16 protein-coding genes are annotated in these 18259 nt (G+C 67.7%); 5 read left to right on the top strand and 11 right to left on the bottom strand.

Annotated features, from left to right (window positions below; translation table 11 throughout):
* Positions 1-5: 5 nt before the first annotated feature.
* Together queA and G0Q01_RS17125 are read right to left on the bottom strand one after the other, a co-directional pair.
* On the bottom strand, positions 6-1055 hold the full coding sequence (gene queA / locus G0Q01_RS17130; protein WP_164195536.1) for a tRNA preQ1(34) S-adenosylmethionine ribosyltransferase-isomerase QueA: 1050 nt from the start codon (positions 1053-1055) through the stop codon (positions 6-8).
* Between the two features lie 20 nt (positions 1056-1075).
* Entirely contained in the window at positions 1076-4357 is a 3282-nt protein-coding gene (locus G0Q01_RS17125) for a DUF3971 domain-containing protein (RefSeq protein WP_370457249.1), read from the bottom strand.
* A gap of 87 nt (positions 4358-4444) precedes the next feature.
* Here G0Q01_RS17125 and G0Q01_RS17120 point away from each other — a divergent pair, with 87 nt between their 5' ends.
* The 3 genes from G0Q01_RS17120 to G0Q01_RS17110 all read left to right on the top strand — a co-directional run bounded on the left by G0Q01_RS17120 (position 4445) and on the right by G0Q01_RS17110 (position 6972).
* The gene (locus G0Q01_RS17120) at positions 4445-4897 is read left to right on the top strand and encodes a peroxiredoxin (protein WP_108966219.1); all 453 of its coding nucleotides are present in this window, start codon (positions 4445-4447) and stop codon (positions 4895-4897) included.
* A gap of 280 nt (positions 4898-5177) precedes the next feature.
* On the top strand, positions 5178-6491 hold the full coding sequence (locus G0Q01_RS17115) for a M23 family metallopeptidase (protein WP_108966221.1): 1314 nt from the start codon (positions 5178-5180) through the stop codon (positions 6489-6491).
* Positions 6481-6972, top strand: coding sequence for a polymer-forming cytoskeletal protein (locus G0Q01_RS17110; RefSeq protein ID WP_095882696.1), 492 nt, complete (start codon positions 6481-6483; stop codon positions 6970-6972). The genes G0Q01_RS17115 and G0Q01_RS17110 overlap by 11 nt, the downstream gene beginning before the upstream one ends.
* Positions 6973-7070: 98 nt before the next feature.
* On the opposite strand, the gene G0Q01_RS17105 is transcribed toward G0Q01_RS17110, so the two are convergent.
* A complete protein-coding gene (locus G0Q01_RS17105) occupies positions 7071-7655 on the bottom strand; it encodes an HNH endonuclease (RefSeq protein WP_108966227.1) in 585 nt (194 codons plus the stop codon).
* 190 nt (positions 7656-7845) lie between these two features.
* Between G0Q01_RS17105 and G0Q01_RS17100 the strand changes: the two genes are divergently transcribed.
* Positions 7846-8277: a VOC family protein gene (locus G0Q01_RS17100; RefSeq protein WP_108966229.1), complete on the top strand. Its 432-nt coding sequence runs from the start codon at positions 7846-7848 to the stop codon at positions 8275-8277.
* Between the two features lie 112 nt (positions 8278-8389).
* On the opposite strand, the gene G0Q01_RS17095 is transcribed toward G0Q01_RS17100, so the two are convergent.
* Positions 8390-9055 carry an alpha/beta hydrolase gene (locus G0Q01_RS17095; protein ID WP_164195538.1) on the bottom strand — a complete coding sequence of 222 codons (666 nt, stop codon included), beginning with the start codon at positions 9053-9055 and terminating at the stop codon, positions 8390-8392.
* Positions 9052-9702: a DNA-3-methyladenine glycosylase gene (locus tag G0Q01_RS17090; RefSeq protein ID WP_203595058.1), complete on the bottom strand. Its 651-nt coding sequence runs from the start codon at positions 9700-9702 to the stop codon at positions 9052-9054. The genes G0Q01_RS17095 and G0Q01_RS17090 overlap by 4 nt, the downstream gene beginning before the upstream one ends.
* Positions 9703-9833: 131 nt before the next feature.
* Between G0Q01_RS17090 and G0Q01_RS17085 the strand changes: the two genes are divergently transcribed.
* Positions 9834-11048 carry an MFS transporter gene (locus G0Q01_RS17085; RefSeq protein ID WP_164195540.1) on the top strand — a complete coding sequence of 405 codons (1215 nt, stop codon included), beginning with the start codon at positions 9834-9836 and terminating at the stop codon, positions 11046-11048.
* A gap of 48 nt (positions 11049-11096) precedes the next feature.
* Here the strand turns inward: G0Q01_RS17085 and G0Q01_RS17080 are convergent, their stop codons facing one another.
* From G0Q01_RS17080 to prfA, 6 genes are all read right to left on the bottom strand, one after another.
* Complete coding sequence (locus G0Q01_RS17080) at positions 11097-11873, bottom strand: squalene/phytoene synthase family protein (protein ID WP_164195542.1); 777 nt, start codon at positions 11871-11873, stop codon at positions 11097-11099.
* A complete protein-coding gene (cimA, locus tag G0Q01_RS17075) occupies positions 11860-13491 on the bottom strand; it encodes a citramalate synthase (protein ID WP_164195544.1) in 1632 nt (543 codons plus the stop codon). Before cimA ends, G0Q01_RS17080 begins: the two co-directional genes overlap by 14 nt.
* Positions 13488-14984, bottom strand: a complete 1497-nt coding sequence (cysS, locus tag G0Q01_RS17070; RefSeq protein WP_164195546.1) for a cysteine--tRNA ligase — start codon at positions 14982-14984, stop codon at positions 13488-13490. The genes cimA and cysS overlap by 4 nt, the downstream gene beginning before the upstream one ends.
* 303 nt (positions 14985-15287) lie before the next feature.
* On the bottom strand, positions 15288-16013 hold the full coding sequence (locus G0Q01_RS17065; RefSeq protein ID WP_164195548.1) for a DUF4167 domain-containing protein: 726 nt from the start codon (positions 16011-16013) through the stop codon (positions 15288-15290).
* Between the two features lie 227 nt (positions 16014-16240).
* On the bottom strand, positions 16241-17089 hold the full coding sequence (gene prmC / locus G0Q01_RS17060) for a peptide chain release factor N(5)-glutamine methyltransferase (protein ID WP_164195550.1): 849 nt from the start codon (positions 17087-17089) through the stop codon (positions 16241-16243).
* Positions 17086-18132, bottom strand: coding sequence for a peptide chain release factor 1 (prfA, locus tag G0Q01_RS17055; RefSeq protein WP_164195552.1), 1047 nt, complete (start codon positions 18130-18132; stop codon positions 17086-17088). The genes prmC and prfA overlap by 4 nt, the downstream gene beginning before the upstream one ends.
* Between the last annotated feature and the right edge of the window lie 127 nt (positions 18133-18259).

Here is an 18259-nt window from a genome sequence, read left to right as displayed (position 1 = left end):
GGACCTCAGGGGATCAGCAGCGAGGCGTCGCCGTAGGAGAAAAACCGGTACCGCTCGGCCAGCGCGTGGGCATAGACCCGGTCCATCCGCGCCTTGCCCATGAAGGCGGCGACCAGCATCATCAGCGTCGACTTCGGCAGATGGAAGTTGGTCATCAGCGCGTCGGCGACGTGGAAGTCAAAGCCGGGGTAGATGAAGATATCCGTCACGCCGCGCCAGGGTGCGATCGCCCCCGTGGCGCGCGCCGCGGTCTCGATCAGCCGCAGCGCCGTGGTGCCGACGGGAATGACGCGCCCGCCCGCCGCCTTGGTCGCGGCGATCTCGGCGGCGGCGACGTTGGTAACCTCGCCCCATTCGCCGTGCATCTTGTGGGTGGTCACGTCATCGACCTTCACCGGCAGGAAGGTGCCCGCGCCCACGTGCAGCGTCACATGGGTGAACTCCACACCCCTCTCCTTCAGCGCCGCCAGCAGCGGCACGTCGAAGTGCAGCGATGCCGTCGGGGCGGCGACCGCGCCCGAGGCGCGCGCCCAGACGGTCTGGTAGTCTTCCTTGTCCTGCTCGTCCGCGGCGCGCTTGGCGGCGATATAGGGCGGCAACGGCATTGCCCCGGCCTCGGCGAGCGCGGCGTCGAAATCCTCGCCGCTCAGGTTGAAGCGGAACAGCCCCTGCCCTTCCTCGCGCGCCTCGAGCGTCGCCGAAAGTCGCTCTGACAGCACCACCGTCTCGCCCTCGCGCAGCTTCTTCAGCGGCTTGACCAGCGCCGCCCAGAGCCCGTCCGCCCGCGGCTCGAGCAGGGTGATCTCGATCCGGGCCTCGGTCTCGCCCTGCGCGCCCGAGCGGTGCCGCAGCCCCGAGAGCCGCGCCGGGATCACCTTGGTGTCGTTCAGAACCAGCCGGTCGCCAGGGCGCAACCAGTCGGTGAGGTCGCGCACGATGGCGTCGGTGATGCTCTCGCCCTCGGCCACCAGCAGCCGCGCCGAGGAGCGCGGATGCGCCGGGCGCGTGGCGATGAGGTCCTCGGGCAGAGGGAAGTCGAAATCGGAAAGCTGCATGGGTCTCGGGGTCTCTGGCGCTATTGACTCACCTGCGGGGGCGGGCGCCGGAAAATGTCACGGAACATGCCGGGAGTGAAGACCGAAAGCGGGTTCACGCTGACCGCCGGATCGGCCACCGGCCCGCGCAGGTTGAAGTTGAACCCGATCAATCCCTCCCCCTTGCGCGAGAAGAGCTGACCGATGCCGTTGATCACGTAGATCGGCGAGAGCACCCCCTGCATGTCCATCATCCCGGTGGCGAGGTTCGCATATCCGTCCATCGAGATGCCCATCGAGGGGCCCGTGGCGCTGGAACGGGTCAGGGTGATCTGCTGCGGCGTCATGCGGAACCGGGCCTCGACCTCGGAAAAGAAGATGCCCGGCCCGTTGAGCTGGTCAATGATGCCGACCACGCTGATCCCGTCGAGCAGCTGCACCACGGCGGGGTTCTTCTGCATCCGGGTGCCCTCGATCTTCAGCGCGCCATCGTATTCGCCGCTGCGGCCCTGCACCGGCACGAGGGTCAGATCGAAAGTGCCGTCCTCGATGTTCTGCATGACGCCCGCGCCCTTCAGCACGTCGCCGGCGTCTCGCGCGCGGATGCGGATCGCCGTGCCGCCGTTCTGCGGCACCACGTCGCCCTGGATCGGGGCGCGGCCGCCGACCGCGCCGGTGAAGCTGCCGTTGATGCCGCGCGCCGTGCTGAACTTGCCCTGGAAATTGTCGATGGCGATCTTGTCGGTGACCTGGAGACGGTTCACCGCGACCTCGACCGGGCCGCCGCCGCGGCCACTGCCCCCGGCCCCGCCAAGCGGCGCGCCGCGCATGTCGAGCGCAGTGCCGGTGATCCGCATCGCCGGAGCGGCGTTGCGCCCGCGCCCGGTGAGCACCGCAGCCCCGTCGAGCCAGCCGCCCGCGCGCAGCACCGGCAACGACAGGCGCCGCAGCGTGCCATCCGCGTTGATTGCCACTGTCCCCTGCGCCGTCAGACCCGGGGCCTTGAGGGCCAGCTTGTCGACCGAGACGGGCGTGCCCAACGTCGCCTCGAGCTCGAGCGATCCCGTGCCCGCCTGCGACAGCCGCCAGCCAAGTTGCGGCACTGACACGCCAAGCCCCGCCATGTCCGAGGTCAGCACCAGCCGCGGCGGCTGGCCATGCGCAAGGGTGATGTCGATCTTCCCGCGCCCCTGGCCCGAGAAGGTGCCCTTGGGCAAGCCGAGCCCCAGCGCCTGCGAGACCGCCTCGGAGAGCACCACCTCTCCTTCGACCTTGCCCGGCGTGCCCGGGGTGAAGGACTGTGTCCAGCTGCCGTCGAAGGGCGCGCCGGACAGATCCCCCTTGCCGCTGACACTCACCCCGGTGTCATCCACGGCAACATAGAGCTCGTCGGCGCTCAGCACCTTGCCGGGCACCAGCTCGGCGCTTTGCACCCCGGTGACGGTGCCGTCGGCGATCACCGTCATCTCCTCGCGCTTCACGCCGCGCTTGAGCGGGGTGACGATGCGCACGTTCGCCGCGACTTCGCCGGTGCCGAGCGCCACGGGTTTCTTGGCCTTGGTCATCACCTCGAGCGGTTTCTCATCAAGATAGGAAAGCGCGGCCTCAAGGCCTCCGGTGGCATGCACGTTAACCTCGCCCATCATCGGCCGTTCGGTCAGGTCGGGGATCACGAAACTCGATCCCCTGCCCTCCAGCACCCCGCCCTGTCGCGGACGCACCTCACCGCTGTCCAGGGCCACCGTCAGCCGGTCTCGCAGGAAAGTGAGCTGCCCCACCCCCTCGTAGAGCCGCGGCAGGGTGCGCGAATAGGTCAGCTCGACGCCGGTGAAATCGCTCTGCAGGTACGGAACGAGCCGACCGCCCGGCGCAAGACGCAGCGCCGCGGTCACATCGTGGAAGCTGCCCGCGTAGATGTTCTTTTCGACCCAGTCGCGCGCCTTTTCCCCGGCGGAAGGTGGCCAGTAGGCCAACAGCGTCTCGGGGGTCAGGCTGTCGAGTTCCGCGTCGAGTGCCATGCGCCAGCCGCCCTCTTCCGCCGACAGCGTGCCGCTGGCCCGCAGCGGCAGCGCCGGGTCGGTGACCCGCAGCCGACCGAGCTCGAAACGGAAGGGATTGAAGCTGAGCCGCCAGTCGGTCTCGGCCCCCGCGAGCTCCAGCTTATCCTCGAAGAACCCCTCGGGATCGGCCTCGAGCCGGGTGAAACGGAACTGCCCGACCATCGCATCGGGCATCCCCTGCGAGAGCCCCTCGAGCACCGCCCGCCCGTCCGAGACCATGGTGCCGATCGCGCTCTTCACCGAGATCTCGTCAAAGGCCAGCGTCGCCGTCGCAGGGTCGAAGGAGAAGTAGGTGCGTGCCTCCTCGAAGGGGATCGGCTGCGTGTCCGCCCGCGGCTGCAGCACGCCGGCGCCGATCTGCAGCGTGGCGGACATATCGCCAAGGTCGCTCGCCTCGGTCAGCGAGCCGCGCAGCGAACCCGAGATCGGCGCGCGCAACCCGTTGAGCCAGGCGAGCGCCGGTGCCTGGGCGGCGATGTCCTGCGCATCGAGGCTGTTCAGCGTCACGCCGAAGCTGGCGCTGCCGCTGCCGATGGGGCTTTCGGCGTTGAAGGCCAGCGTCGCCGGCACGTCCCCGCGCCCGAGCAGCGCCACATCGCCCGACAGCACCAGCGCCGCGCCGTCGCGGCGCACCCCGATCCGTCCGCCGTCGGCGGTCCAGGCGCGGTCCGCGCGGGCATCTTCGTAGCGCAGCGTGATCGCATCCGCTTCGACCGACCGCAGGCCAGAGAGCCGAGGGTCGTCGGCCAGCCTGTCGATCTGCGCCATGATCGTCGGCAGGTCCGGCGCGGCTGCCCCTGCGCCGAACAGCTCGTCGAAGCCCATGGTCAGCCGTCCCTCGGCGTCGCGGCGCGCGGTCAGCTGCACACCCGACACCCGCGCCACCCGCAGCTCGTACTCGCCGCGCAGCAGCTTGGTCGGCGCCAGCCCCGCCTCGATCAGTCCGAAGGTCGCCAGACTCGTGCCGTCGGTGCCCCGCAGCTCGACATCGGTGAGCGCGATGCGGGCCAGCCAGTCGGGCTGCAGGCGCATGCGCAGGTCACCGAAATCCACCTCGGTGCCGGGCAGCGCCTCGGCCAGACGCGTCTCGATCGCCCCGCGCAGCCACTCCGGCGCCGAGACCGAGCGACCCATCGCGTACCAAAGCCCGCCACCCAGAAGCAGCACCACGAGAACCGCCGCCCCCAGTCCGCAGCCGCACCCCCAGAGCACGACGCGGCGGCGTCTCGAGCGTGGTTTCTTGCGGTGGGGGCCGTCTGTCACTGGCAGCGCGCTCTCATCTGGCTATTGTCCTATTCCGGGTTCTAGCCCAAGAACCCGGCAAAGCGAACCGCCCAAAGGAGATGCACGATGACCGACTTGGCCCCTGATTTCACCCTCCCCGTGAGCGGCGGCGGAGAGATCACCCTGTCCGCGCTGCGCCCCGCGAAGGTGGTGCTCTTTTTCTACCCGCGCGACGACACCTCGGGCTGCACCGTCGAAAACCAGGACTTCACCCGCCTGCTGCCCGACTTCGAGGCGCTTGGCGTGAAGGTCTTCGGTATCTCCGCAGACTCGCTGGAAAGCCATGAGAAGTTCATGCGCAAGAAGGCCCTGACCGTGCCGCTGCTGTCCGACGAGACGGCGCAGACCTGCGCCGCCTTCGGCGTGTGGAAGGAAAAGAAGATGTACGGCAAGACCTTCATGGGGATCGAGCGCAGCACCTTCCTGATCGACGGCGAGGGCCGCATCGCGCGCGAATGGCGCAAGGTGAAGGTGCCTGGTCACGCCGACGAGGTCCTGGACGCCGCCAAGGAGCTCTGAAGGGCGCGGTCGCCCGCTCCCGCGCAGAGGGGCTGCCTTGCGGTGGCCCTCTTGCCGCAAGGTCATCCCGTGCACAAAAAATCGGCACAAATCCGGGCAAAACCTATCCTAAAGAAGTACCTGAGATCGGCGAGTTTTCGCCGCGTGCGCGCCCATCCGCCTTCCACGACGAATCGCAAGCCCAAAATTGTTGCGATTTCGGGGGCGTCTGTTAGTCCCTTTGCAGGTTTGGGGATTAGGGGACCCGGGCCCGAATTGGGACGGAACGAGGGACAGACACGTGCGCACGCGGCTCGCGATAAAATGGCACGCGCTTCTTGAGCGCTATTTTCCGGAACGTCGGCTCTTTCTCAGATCGGACACCGACACGCGGTTCATCCGCCTCCGATCAGGCACACAGGCCATCGCGACGCTCGGCATCGCCGTCACCGTGGGCTGGACGATCGTCGCCACCTCGATCCTGCTGATGGACAGCATCAGCGCCGGCAACTTCCGCGAGCAATCCCGCCGCGACCAGACGACCTATCAGCAGCGTCTCAACGAACTTTCCCGCGAGCGCGACATCCGCGCCGCCGAGGCCAAGGCCGCCCAGGACCGGTTCAACACCGCCCTCGCACAGGTCTCCGAAATGCAGTCCCAGCTTCTCGACAGCGAGACCCGCCGCCGCGAGCTCGAGACCGGCATCGACGTCATCCAGTCCACCCTCGGCACCACGATGAAGCAGCGCGAAGAGGCCAGCGCCCGCCTTGCCGCGCTCGAAGAGCAGCTCAGCAACGGCGGCACTGCGCTGGCTGCCGCCAGCAGCGAAGGCGACGGCACGCTCGACCTGCTGACCGACATGCTCGCCCGCACCGCCGCGGAGCGCGACCAGGTGGTCTCCGACGCGCAGGACGCGCTGGTTCGCGCCGACGAGATCGCCACGGAGCTGCGCCTGCGCGAAGAGCAGAACGACATCATCTTCCGCCAGCTCGAGGACGCGATGACCATTTCGGTCGAGCCGCTGGACAAGATGTTCAAGGCCGCCGGGATGAACCCCGACAGCCTGATCAAGCAGGTCCGCAAGGGCTATTCCGGCCGCGGCGGCCCGCTCACACCGCTGACCTTCAGCACCCGCGGCCAGGCGCCCTCGCTCGACGCCGAACGCGCCAACCGCATCCTCGGCGAGATGGACAAGCTGAACCTCTACCGCATCGCCGCCGAGAAGGCGCCCTTTTCGGTGCCTCTGAAAGACCCGTTCCGCTTCACCTCGGGCTTTGGCCGCCGGTGGGGCCGGCTGCACGCGGGCACCGATTTCGCCGCGCCGCACGGTACACCGATCTACGCCACCGCCGACGGCGTGGTCACCCACGCGGGCTGGATGTCGGGCTACGGCCGTCTGGTGAAGGTACAGCACGAATTCGGCATCGAGACGCGCTATGCCCACATGTCCAAAATCAACGTGAAGGTCGGCCAAAGGGTCTCGCGCGGACAGCAGGTTGGTGCTATGGGAAATACAGGACGGTCGACCGGCACGCACCTGCACTACGAGGTCCGCGTTGGTGGGGAGCCCGTCAATCCCATGATCTACATCAAGGCTGCTAACGATGTTTTCTAAGAGCAAGATCAATGAACCCGGGCCCAAGGCCGAGGATACCGCGGCGAAACCCGCTGTTTCCGATGCGCCCCGGTCGACCGAGTTCAAACCGACCGCACCGAAAGCCAAGCCGCCGGCCTCGGTCCTGTCGAGCGATCTGCACATCACGGGCAACATCAAGACCACCGGCGACATCCAGGTCGAAGGCACCATCGAGGGCGACATCCGCGCTCACCTGCTGACCGTCGGCGAGAGCGCCACGATCAAGGGCGAGATCGTCGCCGATGACGTGGTGATCAACGGCCGCATCGTCGGCCGCGTGCGCGGCCTCAAGGTGCGCCTGACCGCCACCGCCCGCGTCGAGGGCGACATCATCCACAAGACCATCGCCATCGAGTCCGGCGCCCATTTCGAGGGCTCGGTGCAGCGCGCCGACGATCCGCTCTCGACCGGCAAGGGCAAGGTTGCAGCGCCCCCCGCGGCAGAACCAACCGCCGGCTGAGCCTTTCGGCTGATCTCAGAACAGCGAACGCCGGGCGCACGCCCGGCGTTTTCGTTTTCCACAGTCTTCTTCCGCAGCCCCCTTCCGCGGTCCCAGCCTCAGGCGTCCAGCTCGGCGTCCCAGTAAAGGAAGTCCAGCCAGCTGTCGTGCAGGTGGTTGGGCGGGAACTTGCGGCCGACGTTGAGCAGCTCCCCTGCCGTGGGCTGACGCGGCGCGCGGTAGAGCGACATGCCGGCGCGGCGCAGGCTCTTCGAGCCCTTGCGCAGGTTGCACGGCGAGCAGGCTGCCACCACGTTCTCCCAGCTGGTGATCCCCCCCGAGGCGCGCGGCACCACGTGGTCGAAGGTCAGGTCGCCCTTGCTGCCGCAGTACTGGCAGCGGAACTCGTCCCTCAGAAAAAGATTAAAGCGCGTGAAGGCCACGCGCTTTCTCGGTTTTACGTAATCTTTGAGGACCACGACGCTGGGTATCTTCAGCACCATCGAGGGGCTTCGGACCACTTCGTCGTATTCGGCGATGATGTCCACCCTGTCGAGGAAGGCCGCCTTCACCGCTTCCTGCCAAGGCCAGAGCGACAACGGGTAGTAAGAGAGCGGGCGATAGTCCGCGTTCAGCACCAGCGCCGGATGTTGGCGGAGCGCCGAGGGCTCTCGTACGAAATGGGTCCTGAAGTCGCCGTCCATGAGTGAGTCGTCCCTCGCTCTGTCTGCTCGTTAGGGCACCAGAGCGGGACCACCCGCCCCAGCTGCAAGACTACTATATATCGCGGAAAAGCTCTGGCAAGCCTCGCTATATGCCCTGATGCCCCTGTGGATAGGTCATGCTCATGACATGAGCATGACACCACGGCGCGCCATCGGCTAGTGTTCTCGGATGAGTGATATCCCCCTGACCGACGTCGCCGCGCCCGGCTTCCTGCTTGAAGCTGCGCTTTATTGTCCCGATCTCGATGCCGCCGAGGCCTTTTACCAAGGAGTGATCGGCCTGGAGAAGATCTCCCGTGTCGACAGCCGCCACGTGTTCTTTCGGGTCGGCACCGGTGTGCTGCTGATCTTCAATCCCGAAGAGACCGAGAAACCGGCGCGCAACCCCGCCCTGCCCGTGCCCAGCCATGGCGCGCGCGGCCCGGGGCACGTCTGCCTTGCCATGCCGGGCGAGGCGATGGAGCGCTGGCGCAAGCGGCTGCAGGCGGCGGGGGTGGTGATCGAGGCCGATTTCATCTGGCCGAACGGCGCGCGCTCGATCTACGTCCGCGATCCCGCGGGGAATTCGGTGGAGCTGGCCGAGCCGAAGCTCTGGGCGTAGCGGAGCCTGATGCAAGCCGGCGCGCCATGCCGCGCGCCGACCTCCCATCGCTCGCGCGCCCGCAGGTCCGCTGCGCGCGCCCGCTACACGCACCGATCGCGCAAGGCGCGACCTAGAACCCGCATTTGTCCCGCAGGAAGGCCAGCGCCACGCCCAGACCCTCGGGGTCGATGCCGTGGCCGGTGCCCTTCATGACGTGGGCATAGACCTCTTTCCAGCCTGCGCCCTGCAGCGCCTCGGCGGCGGCGGGCAGCGACTCGGGCGGCACCACCTCGTCCTGATCGCCATGCAGCAGCAGCACCGGCGGGCGGCTCACCACCTCGTCAGCCAACGACTCGGGCGAGATCAGCCGACCCGAAAAGGCCACCACGCCCGCAACCTCGTCCTCGCGCCGCGGCGCCACGTGCAGCGACATCATCGAACCCTGCGAGAAGCCGACAAGCGCGACCTGCTCCGGCAGCAGGTCCTCGTCGACCATCAGCGCATCGAGAAAGGCGTTCAGATCGTCGACCGCCCGCGCCATGCCCTGCATGGATTCCTCTTCCGAGGAGCCGTCGATCCAGGGGATCGGAAACCACTGGAAGCCCATGGGCGAGCCGGCGCAGTCCTCGGGCGCGTCGGGGGCCACGAACATCGTGTCGGGCAGGTGCTCGGCCAGCGGGTCAGCGAGGCCCAGCAGGTCGGCGCCATTGGCACCATAGCCATGCAGGAAGACGACGCAGGAATGGGTCTCGCCCGATGCGGGGCCCTTGCGGCCGGCCTGGAGAACGCGGGTCATGCAATACCTTCTCTTTGCTTGCGCACATGGTAGTAGGCCCAGAGCGCGCGCGCCGCAACCGCCCGCCAGGGCGACCAGGCCTCGGCCATCTGCCTGAGCGCCTTTTCCTTGGGACGTTCGTCGAGGTCGAAGAGCAGCCGCGCCGCCTCCTGCAGCGCCAGATCGCCCGGCGCAAAGACATCCGCATGGCCGAGCGAGAACATGGCGTAGATCTCGGCGGTCCAGACGCCGATCCCCTTCACCGCCGTCAGCCGTTCGACCACCACCGGTGTCGGCGCCTCGCGCAGCGCGTCGAAGTCGATGCCCTCGGCCGCCAGCGCCTGCGCGTAGGTCGCCTTCTGCCGCGACAGGCCAAGCGCGCGCAGCCCCTCGAGATCGGTCTTCAGGATCGCTTCGGGCCGGGTCATCCCCGCGGCCTCGAGCCGCGCCCAGATCGCCCGCGCCGAGGCAACGCTGACCTGCTGGCTGACGATGGCCGACAGAAGCTGGCCAAAGCCGTCCTCACGCCGCCGCAGCGGCAAGGGGCCGGTCAACTCGAACGCATGGGCAAAGCGCGGCTCGGCCGCCGCCAGCCAGTCGCAGCCCTCGGTCACGCAGGCATCCGAATGAATGATCCGCCCGACCGCCACCGTCTCACCTTTTGCCATCTGCGCCTCGCCTTTCGTGTTCCCCTGTCCTAGCGCAGACGCGGCGCGCTGGCCACCGTGGCGGGGGAGCGACGCCAAGCCGCGTCTACGGGCCCTTGTGCTCGCCCGCGCCCCGCCCTACCGATAACCTTATGCAGGCATCTTCCGCTTCCCGCGCCCGGCGCAACGTCACCGTTCTGGTTCTCGCACAGGCCTTCCTGGGTGCGCAGATGCCGATGATCTTCACCATCGGCGGGCTCGCCGGGCAGTCGCTGGCGCCGAACCCCTGCTTCGCCACCCTGCCGATCTCGCTGATCGTGCTGGGCTCGATGCTCTCGGCGACGCCGGTCTCGGCCTTCATGCAGCGCTACGGTCGCCGCGCCGGGTTCTTCCTCGGCACCATGGGCGGCACGCTGGGCGGCATCGTCGGGGCGACCGGGCTCTACCTGCAATCCTTCCCGATCTTCCTCCTCGGCAGCCTGCTGACCGGGCTCTACATGTCGGCGCAGGGCTTCTACCGCTTTGCCGCCGCCGACACCGCCAGCCCCGAGTTCCGTGCCAAGGCGATCTCCTACGTGATGGCGGGAGGACTGCTCTCGGCACTCATCGGCCCGCAACTGGTGAAGCTGACCGCGAACGCCTACGTGATCCCCTTCTTCGGCACCTATGCCACGGTGATCGCGATCAACCTGCTGGGCGCGCTGCTCTTTCTCTTCCTCGACATCCCGAGGCCCCCTGCCCCTGCCGAGGGCAGCCCTTACGGCCGCACCCGCTGGCAGCTCCTGAAAACGCCGCGCATCGCGGTGGCGGTGATCTGCGGCATGGTCAGCTACGCGCTGATGAACCTCGTGATGACCTCCACCCCGCTGGCGGTGGTTGGCTGCGGCTATGACACCTCGGATGCCGCCAATGTCGTCAGCGCCCACGTGCTGGCGATGTTCGCGCCGTCCTTCTTCACCGGACAGATCATCAACCGTTTCGGCGTGGAAAAGGTGATGGGGCTTGGCCTGTTTATCCTCGCCGGCGCTGGCGCGGTGGCAATGGCCGGGGTCGAGCTGGAGAATTTCTTCCTCGCTCTGGTGCTGCTGGGCATCGGCTGGAACTTCGGCTTCATCGGCGCGACCACGATGCTCGCCGGAGCGCATACCGCCGAGGAACGGGGCCGCATGCAAGGGCTGAACGATCTGCTGGTGTTCGGCGGCGTGACCTTTGCCTCGCTCGCCTCGGGCGGGCTGATGAACTGCTCGGGTGGCACGCCGCAGGAGGGCTGGAGCGCCGTGGTCATGGCAATGGCGCCCTTCCTCGTGCTGGCGGGCGGCGCGCTGATCTGGCTGGTGCTGCGGCCGGTGGAACAGCCCGCCGAGTAAGGCAGGTTCCACCGAAGCAGGTGCCCCCTCTGCCGGGAACGCGCGGCCCTAGACCCGCCCGGTGAAGCCCGCCTTCACCAGTCGCGCGCGCCTCGAGAACTCCGACAGCTCGAGCGCCCCTTCGGCGACCCGCTGCGGCTCTTTCGCCGCCAGCGCCAGCAGCGGTCCCGCCTGCCATCCGGCAAGCAGTGCCGGGCGCGATGCCTTCGGAACCCCGGCAAAACCCTTGCGCGCCCGTTTCAGGCGCGCGAGCCCGCCGCGCGCCAGCGCCGCCACGCCCTCGGGTCGCCCATCGAGCAGCGGCACCCGGCCCTTGCTTTCGAGCTCCGGCACGGCGCGCAGGAAGGCGGCCAGGCCGAAGGCATAGCCCGCGTCCAGCGCGACCTGCTCATCAATACCGCCAAGCGCCCGCCCTGCCGCGAGCAGCAGCAGCCCCGAGGTCTCCTCGAGGTAGCGCGTCAGGTGATCTTCGTCCTCGAAGGGATCGCGGTAAATGTCCCAGCGCCGCGCGCCGACCAGCGGATCGAGACGGGCTGCCGTCTCGCGGTCAAGGACCTGCGCCAGCGGCGTCACCACCTCGTGCCGCCGCACCGCGCCGCCCTTCGCGATCTCTTCCAGGGCATCGCGCCACCATTGAAGGCGCATCTCGGCGATCATCGTCTCCTGCGTCACCCAGGGCGCGCGGGCGACCTCGAGGTTGAAGGCATAGAGCGGGAAGAGCACGCGCCGCGCCTCGGGAGGCGCGGCCATGGCGGCGGTAAAACGGTCGGGATCTCCGCGTTCGATCAGCCCGGCACAGGCGATCAGATCGTCACTGAGCTGCACGCGCCACCCCACAGTCGCGGATCAGCTTCCAGCGCACGGCATCCAGAAGCGCCTCGAAGGAGGCATCCACTATGTTGGCGCTGACGCCAACGGTCTGCCAGCGCCGGCCCGATCCGTCTTCGCTGTCGATGATCACCCGGGTCACGGCCTCGGTGCCGCCTTGCGTGATGCGCACCTTGAAGTCCACCAGCCGCATGTCATCGATCACCGACTGGTAAGGGCCGAGATCCTTGGCCAGCGCCTTCGACAGCGCGTTGACCGGGCCGCGGTCGTGCCCGTCGGTGTCGAGGCTGTCCGACACGGAGAGCTTCTTCTCGCCGCCCACTTTCACCACCACCACGGCCTCGGAGAGCGAGACCATCTGGTCATACTTGTTCTTGCGCCGTTCGATGGTCACCCGGTAGCGCTTGACCTCGAAGAACTCGGGCAGGCACCCCAGCTCGTCCCGCGCCAGAAGCTCGAAGCTCGCCTGCGCGGTGTCGTAGGTATAGCCCTCGGCCTCCTTGGCCTTGATCCGCTCGAGGATGCGCCCCAGCGCAGCATCGCCTTTCTCGACCTCCAGCCCCGCCTCGGCGAGGCGGCGGCGCAGGTTCGACTGGCCGGCCTGGTTCGACATCGGGATGACCCGGCGGTTTCCCACCACGCCCGGCTCGATGTGCTCATAGGTGCTGGGGTCCTTGAGGATCGCGCTCGCATGCAGCCCCGCCTTGTGGGCAAAGGCCGAGCTGCCCACATAGGCCGCCTGCCGCATCGGCACGCGGTTGAGGATCTCGTCGAGCATGCGGCTCACCTGGGTGATGCCCTCGACAGCCTCGAGGCTCACCCCGGTCTCGTAGGCGCTCGCATAGGGCTCCTTCAGCAGCAGCGTCGGAATGAGCGTGGTCAGGTTGGCATTGCCGCAGCGCTCGCCGAGGCCGTTCAAGGTGCCTTGAAGCTGCCGCACGCCCGCGTCGATTGCCGCCAGCGTGCAGGCCACGGCGTTCTCGGTGTCGTTGTGGGTGTGGATGCCGAGCTTGCCTCCGGGCACGCCCGCCGCGATGACCTCGCGCACGATACGGCCCAACTCCTCGGGCAGCGTGCCGCCGTTGGTGTCGCACAGCACCACCCAGCGCGCGCCGCTGTCCAGCGCGGCCTTCACGCAGTCCAGCGCATAGCCGGGGTTGGACTTGTAGCCATCGAAGAAGTGCTCGGCGTCGAAGAGCGTCTCGCGCTGCTGCGACACGCAATGGGCGATCGAGGACGAGATCGCCTCGAGGTTCTCCTCCAGCGTGATGCCGAGCGCGGTGGTGACGTGGAACTCATGGGTCTTGCCGACGAGGCAGACCGAGGGCGTACCGGCGTTCAGCACCGCTGCCAGCACGTCGTCATTGGCCGCCGAGCGCCCGGCCCGCTTGGTCATGCCAAAGGCGGTCACCGTGGCGCGGGTCTGGCCGACCTCGTCGAAAAAGGCGCTGTCGGTGGGGTTGGCCCCCGGCCAGCCGCCCTCGATGTAGTCCACCCCCAGCGCGTCCAGCGCCGCGACGATGCGGTGCTTTTCGGCGGTGGAAAATTGCACGCCCTGTGTCTGCTGCCCGTCGCGCAGCGTGGTGTCGTAGATGTAAAGACGCTCCTTGCTCACAGCAGCCCCTCCAGCTTGGCGGCATCGAATCCCGCGCCCGGCAGAAGCTCGACGCCTGCCTTCGACATGCGCACCTCGACCCCCGCGTCGATCAGCGCGGTCTTGAGCCGGTCGACCTCCGAGAAATCCTTGGTCTCCATGGCCGCGGCGCGGACACCGGCGAGGTGATCGGCAAGGCCGGAAAGGTCCGGAGTAGCTGCCAAACTCAGACGTGCCTCCAAGAGATCGAGCATACCGAGAAGCTCAAGTCCGGTGAGGTAGGATATTGCCATATCACGCACACCGACGTCTTTGGTCTCGCCATGCACGTCGATCTTTCCGGACTCCAATGAAATTAACGTTTTGGCCTGCTTCTGCAGTGCGGCAAGTGCACCACTTGTGTTCAGGTCATCTTCGAGCGACGTACGCACCCATTCGAGGACATCTTCGATTTTCCCAGTCGGTGCGACGTTAACATCTAGCGAGATCTGAAGCGCCTGTGCCAATACCGCGATGTTCTTCTCTGCGTCCTCGCGCTTCTTCGCGGTCCAGTCCATCGGCTTGCGGTAATGGGTCGAGAGCATGACGAAGCGGATCACCTCCCCCGGCACCGCAGGCTGCCCATCATGCCCGTCCAGCAGGTCGCGCACGGTGAAGAAGTTGCCCAAGGACTTGGACATCTTCTTGCCCTCGACCTGCAGCATCTCGTTGTGCAGCCAGACCTTGGCGAAGTCGCCATGCGGATGCGCACAGCAGCTCTGGGCGATCTCGTTCTCGTGGTGCGGGAACATCAGGTCGTTGCCGCCGCCATGGATGTCGAAACTCTCGCCCAGCAGATCATAGGCCATGGCTGAGCACTCGATGTGCCAGCCCGGACGGCCCCGGCCCCAGGGCGAATCCCAGCCCGGCAGGTCATCGGCCGAGGGTTTCCACAGCACGAAATCCATCGGGTTGCGCTTGTAGGGGGCCACCTCGACCCGCGCCCCGGCGATCATGTCATCGACCGAACGGCCCGACAGCGCGCCGTAATTCTTGTAGCTCTCGACCGCGAAGAGCACGTGGCCCTCGGCCTCGTAGGCGTGGCCGTCCCGGATCAGCCCCTCGATCATCGCGATCATCTGGGGGATGAACTGCGTCGCGCGCGGCATGTGGTCGGGCTCGGCGACCCCGACCGCGCCCATGTCCTGCAGGTACCAGCCGATGGTTTCCTCGGTGCGCTCGGCGATCAGTTCCTCGAGGCTGCGCGGGTCGCCCGCCGCCTTGCGCGCCTGCGCGGTGGCGTTGATCTTGTCGTCGACGTCGGTGAAGTTGCGCACGTAGGTCACGTGATCGGGCCCGTAGACATGCCGCAGCAGCCGCGCCAGCACGTCGAAGACGATGGCCGGGCGGGCGTTGCCGAGGTGCGCGCGGTCGTAGACCGTGGGCCCGCAGACATACATCCGGACATTGCTAGGATCGATCGGCGTGAAGACCTCCTTGCGGCGAGTCTTCGTGTTGGTCAGCGAGATGGTCATGGCGCGCTCCTTCGCGGCGGTCGCGGCGGGAGTAGCAACTTCATCTCTCGATTGGAATAGAAGACCGGCCCGCCGAAGAAATCAGCAGGTAATGCAGCAAATCAGGGTGGTGATGCGCAGGGTCATGCAAGGCTTCTAACGCGTCTCTTCGCGTGCGTCCAGCGGCGCGGCGAGCCTGCCCCCGGCGAGCTGCTGCCCGAGGAGAAATGTCCCCGCAGGCCCTGCCGGTGCCATGCGCAAGCAAAAGGCCCCGTCCTCGCGGCGGGGCCTTTGCGAGTTTTGAGCAAGGTCATCTGCCCCGCGTCATTCGGCCGCGTCGGGCGCCGAGCCACCATCGCTGGAGGGTTGCTCGGGTTTCTTGCGCGGCTTGCGCGGACGCTTGGGCTTCTCGGCGGGCTGCGCCTCGGCGCCGGGCTCCGCGGCGGCGGCAGCCGGGGCCTCACCGCCCTCGGTTTTCTTGCTGCGGCGGGCGCGCGGCTTGGGCTTGCTCTCGGCGCGGCTTTCCGGCGTCTCGACCAGACCGCTGTCTTCCTCGTCGTCGCTGCCGGCGCCCATCAGGTCGGGCTGATCACCCAGGCCCGGCACGCTGGCCTTTTCGGGCTCGGGCTGACGGGGCTGCGGCTGTTGCTCGAAGCCGACGTCAGGCTGGTGGCTGCCGCCCTGATGCCCGCCCTCGCCGCGCGTGTCGCCGCGAGTCTGGTCGCGATCCGAGCGGTCACGGTCGCGCTGCGCCTGGCGCTCGCGGTTTTCACGCTCCTGCTGTTCGCGGCGCTGGTCTGCCTCTTTCTGCGCCTCCGAGAGCAGGCGCATGTAGTGCTCGGCGTGCTGCTGGAAGTTTTCGGTGGCGACGCGGTCATTGCTGAGCGCCGCATCGCGGGCAAGCTGGTTATACTTGTCGATGATCTGCTGCGGCGTACCGCGCACCTTGCCCTCCGGGCCCGAACTGTCGAACACGCGGTTGACGACGTTCCCAAGAGTATTGCGGTTGCGGTTGTTCTTCGACCGCGAGCGGGATTTCGAGGATCGCATCTTGTCTGCTATCAGCCTTGTGTCTGACCGTCCCTGTGATCGCGGCGCTGCACCTTTTGGGCGCGGTCTTGACCGTGATCACTCCAATGTCGGGTTAACGTCGAGCGGGACCGCTGTGAGGCATCCACCGCTCCGACCCCTCCTGCTAATCATTTGTGGCCACGCGTGACAAGAGAAAAATCGTCCGAAATCTGTCGATTTCCCCGAGACCGGGTCGAATCCTAGGCTCAAAGCGCTTCCAGACGTCCGCTCACCACCCTGTCACGGCCGTCGAGATCGGCGATCACCGCCACCTCACGCAGCCCCGCCGCGGAGAAGAGCGCCGCCACATCCGCCCCTTGGGCCGGGCCGATCTCGACCAGCAGCCGCCCGCCGGGAAGCAGGTGCCGCGCTGCCCCGGCAGCGATGGCGCGATAGGCGGCAAGCCCGTCGCCCTCGTCGGTCAGCGCCAGGCGCGGCTCGTATTCGCGCACCTCCGGAGAGAGAGCGGCCATCTCCGACAGCGCGATATAGGGCGGGTTCGAGACGATCAGGTCAAAGCGCTCGGGCGCCTGCCCCAGCGCCCCCCACCAGTCGCCCTGCGCCAGCGCCGCGCGCGGCTCGAGCTGCAGCGCGTTGCGGTTCCAGAAGGCCACCTCGAGCGCCTTCTCGCTGAGATCGGTGCCGATTCCATTGGCGCCCTCGCGTTCGGCAAGCAGGGTCAGCAGGATGCAGCCCGACCCGGTGCCCAGATCGAGCACCCGGGTGAAGGCGTCCGAGAGCGCCGCCTCGATCAGGATTTCCGTCTCGGGGCGCGGGTCGAGCACCTCTGGCGTGACAAGGAACTCGCGGCCGTAGAACTGCCGCCGCCCGATGAGATGCGAGACCGGCACGCGTTGCGCGCGGCGGTCGATCAGCGCGTCGAAGATCACCGCATGCTCGGGCGAGATCGGCTCGGGCAGGAAGAGCGTCAGCCGCCCCGGCGGCACCTTCAGCACATGCGCCATCAAGCGACGCGCGTCGCGGCCCGGATCGGCCACGCCCGCCTCGACGAGACGTGCCGTGGCCCGGGCGAGCAGTGCAGAGCCGGTGGTCATGCGAGTTCCGCCAGAAGCGCCGCCTGCGCGTCGGCGGTCAGCGCGTCGATGATCTCGTCGAGATCGCCGCCGAGGATGGCGTCGAGCCGGTAGAGTGTCAGCCCGATGCGGTGATCGGTCAGCCGCCCCTGCGGGAAATTGTAGGTGCGGATGCGCTCCGAGCGGTCGCCCGAGCCCACCTGCGCCTTGCGGTCCGAGGCGCGGCTGTCGGCCGCCTTTTGCCGCTCCATGTCGTAGAGCCGGGCGCGCAGCACGTTCATCGCGATCTCGCGGTTGCGGTGCTGCGACTTTTCCGAAGAGGTCACCACCAGCCCGGTCGGAATGTGGGTGATGCGCACGGCGGAATCGGTGGTGTTGACGTGCTGGCCACCCGCGCCCGAGCTGCGCATCGTGTCGATGCGGATGTCATTCGCGTTGATCTCGATGTCCACGGCCTCGGCCTCGGGCAGCACCGCCACCGTGGCCGCCGAGGTGTGGATGCGCCCGCCGCTCTCGGTCTCGGGCACGCGCTGCACCCGGTGCACGCCGCTTTCGAACTTCAGCCGGGCAAAGACGTTCTCGCCCTCGATGCGCACCACGAGCTCCTTGATGCCCCCAAGCTCGGAGAGCTGCTCCTCGATCACCTCCCAGCGCCAGCCGCGGGTTTCCACGTAGCGCTGGTACATGCGGGCAAGGTCCCCGGCGAAAAGCGCCGCCTCGTCGCCACCGGTGCCGGGGCGGATCTCGAGGATCGCCGGGCGGGCGTCGGCGGCATCGCGCGGCAGCAGTGCCAGCTGCAAGGCGTGCTCTGCCTCGGGCAGCCGCGCGCGCAGCTGCGGCAACTCTTCCTCGGCGAGCGCCTTCATCTCGGGATCGGCAAGCATCTCCTCGGCCTCGGCGAGGTCCGCCTGCAGGGATTCCCACTCGGCGATCTGGTCGACCACCGGCTTGAGCTCTGAATACTCCCGTCCCAGCGCGGCGATGTCGCCACGGCCCTCGGCCATGCAGGCCTGGACATATTCGAAACGGTCACGGATCTGGTGAAGGCGGTCTGCGGGGATCATGCCGACCTCCTTTCCCGATTGCCGCGCGGCGGTCAAGAGCGGGCAGCCGCCGATGCCTGCCCCTTCCGGCGAGACGGTTTGACGGGAGGGCCATATGTTGATATCAACGTAAAAGTTGATATCAACC

This window comes from Salipiger sp. PrR007 (assembly GCF_010499845.1).
Taxonomy (GTDB): domain Bacteria; phylum Pseudomonadota; class Alphaproteobacteria; order Rhodobacterales; family Rhodobacteraceae; genus Salipiger; species Salipiger pacificus_A.
Note: the sequence above shows the minus strand (reverse complement) of the source record. Positions and strands in the feature narration are given on the sequence as shown.

What these genes read in the sequence shown, in the direction of transcription:
- queA (WP_164195536.1), bottom strand. Translation starts at nt 1,055, where the DNA reads ATGCAGCTTTCCGATTTCGACTTCCCTCTGCCCGAGGACCTCATCGCC.
- G0Q01_RS17120 (WP_108966219.1), top strand. Translation starts at nt 4,445, where the DNA reads ATGACCGACTTGGCCCCTGATTTCACCCTCCCCGTGAGCGGCGGCGGA.
- G0Q01_RS17110 (WP_095882696.1), top strand. Translation starts at nt 6,481, where the DNA reads ATGTTTTCTAAGAGCAAGATCAATGAACCCGGGCCCAAGGCCGAGGAT.
- G0Q01_RS17105 (WP_108966227.1), bottom strand. Translation starts at nt 7,655, where the DNA reads ATGGACGGCGACTTCAGGACCCATTTCGTACGAGAGCCCTCGGCGCTC.
- G0Q01_RS17100 (WP_108966229.1), top strand. Translation starts at nt 7,846, where the DNA reads ATGAGTGATATCCCCCTGACCGACGTCGCCGCGCCCGGCTTCCTGCTT.
- G0Q01_RS17095 (WP_164195538.1), bottom strand. Translation starts at nt 9,055, where the DNA reads ATGACCCGCGTTCTCCAGGCCGGCCGCAAGGGCCCCGCATCGGGCGAG.
- G0Q01_RS17090 (WP_203595058.1), bottom strand. Translation starts at nt 9,702, where the DNA reads ATGGCAAAAGGTGAGACGGTGGCGGTCGGGCGGATCATTCATTCGGAT.
- G0Q01_RS17085 (WP_164195540.1), top strand. Translation starts at nt 9,834, where the DNA reads ATGCAGGCATCTTCCGCTTCCCGCGCCCGGCGCAACGTCACCGTTCTG.
- cysS (WP_164195546.1), bottom strand. Translation starts at nt 14,984, where the DNA reads ATGACCATCTCGCTGACCAACACGAAGACTCGCCGCAAGGAGGTCTTC.
- G0Q01_RS17065 (WP_164195548.1), bottom strand. Translation starts at nt 16,013, where the DNA reads ATGCGATCCTCGAAATCCCGCTCGCGGTCGAAGAACAACCGCAACCGC.
- prmC (WP_164195550.1), bottom strand. Translation starts at nt 17,089, where the DNA reads ATGACCACCGGCTCTGCACTGCTCGCCCGGGCCACGGCACGTCTCGTC.
- prfA (WP_164195552.1), bottom strand. Translation starts at nt 18,132, where the DNA reads ATGATCCCCGCAGACCGCCTTCACCAGATCCGTGACCGTTTCGAATAT.